The following is a 1,360-nucleotide window of genomic DNA, read 5'->3' as shown; positions in this document are numbered from 1 at the left end:
GTGATTGAGGAGGTCTCGCTTTACGGCGATTCCGTGCACTCCCACAAGATAAGGGCAAAGCTTCAAATCGGAGATATAGAGGGAGCTAACGCTTTTTTAGGGCATAATTACACTATCAAAGGGCATGTCGTCTCAGGTCAGGGCATAGGCAAAAAAGAGCTGGTAGCTACTATAAACGTAGAGGCAAAAGAGTTTTTGATGCCAAAAGAGGGTGTTTACGTTACGCTTACGCGCATTGATGATGAGGAGCATTTTCATCCATCGGTCTCTTTTGTAGGGCACAGAGTAACAACGGATGGAAGTTTCGCGCTAGAGAGCCATATACTTGATGGCGAAGTGTCATGCAAAGAGAGCGCAAGCATTAGTTTTGTCAACTTTATCAGAGAAAACAAAAAGTTTGACTCGTTAGATGAGTTAAGAAAAGCTATAAAAAAAGATATAGCAATCGCTTCAAAGGAGCTAAAATTTCTACAATTATAAAAGAGCTGGACAGAGAGTATCTACACAGCGTACAGGATATTGATCTAAAATTTTACCAAAATGAAAAAGATTTCGTGGTCGATGAGATTCCTATGGAAGAGTTTTTAGGCAGAGGAAATTACCTCATTTTAAAAGTGCAAAAAGTTGAGCTTACGACTTGGGACATGATTGCCATCTTTGCTGAATACTTGGCTATTCCCGCTCAAAAGATAGGTTACGCTGGACTTAAAGACAAACATGCGACGACTACGCAGTACCTCTCTGTGGAGACAAAAAATGAGTATATGCTTAAAAAATTTCAGCACAAGCAGATTAAAATCTTAAGTACGACAAGACATTCGCACTCCATTAGAATGGGAGATTTGGCAGGAAACAGATTTAGCATAAATCTTTACGAGGTTGATGCAATTGACGCGGGAAAGATAGAGAAAGTTGCCAGAAAAATAGCAAAAAACGGACTTCCAAACTACTTCGGCTACCAAAGATTCGGGCGCGATGCAGATAGTATTGAGCAATCTAGAGAGATGATAAAGGGCGAACTCTTTATTGAAGACGCGAAACTTAAAAGCTTTTTGATCTCTGTTTATCAGAGCTACTACTTTAACGAGTGGTTAAGAGAGAGGATAATGCTCACAAAAGAGAGCGGCTCTTCGGAGTTTATGCTTCTTAGCGGCGATGTTTATGCAACAAAAGATGGCAAACTCTCAACTCTAAAGCTAATACCATCAAAAGAGTTTGCGGCTAAAAAATTGGTACCGACAGGGCTTCTTTGCGGTCGAGATGTCTTTCGTGCAAAATATGATGCGGCGGAGATAGAAGCAAAGTACGATGATGAGTTTTTGCAGGAAAAGGGTCAAAGACGTGAAGCCCTAGTTTATCC

2 protein-coding genes are annotated in these 1,360 nt (G+C 40.7%); both read left to right on the top strand.

The annotated features are described in order from the left end of the window. Positions 1-480, top strand: a 480-nt coding sequence (locus RQ763_RS11750) for a riboflavin kinase (protein ID WP_314153180.1), incomplete at its 5' end; no start/stop codon positions are given. Positions 481-554: 74 nt separating this feature from the next. Next, positions 555-1,360, top strand: an 806-nt coding sequence (locus RQ763_RS11745; RefSeq protein ID WP_314153178.1) for a tRNA pseudouridine(13) synthase TruD, incomplete at its 3' end; no start/stop codon positions are given.

It is taken from the genome of Sulfurimonas sp. (assembly GCF_032250635.1).
In the GTDB taxonomy this organism is placed as follows: Bacteria; Campylobacterota; Campylobacteria; order Campylobacterales; family Sulfurimonadaceae; genus Sulfurimonas.
Note: the sequence above shows the minus strand (reverse complement) of the source record. Positions and strands in the feature narration are given on the sequence as shown.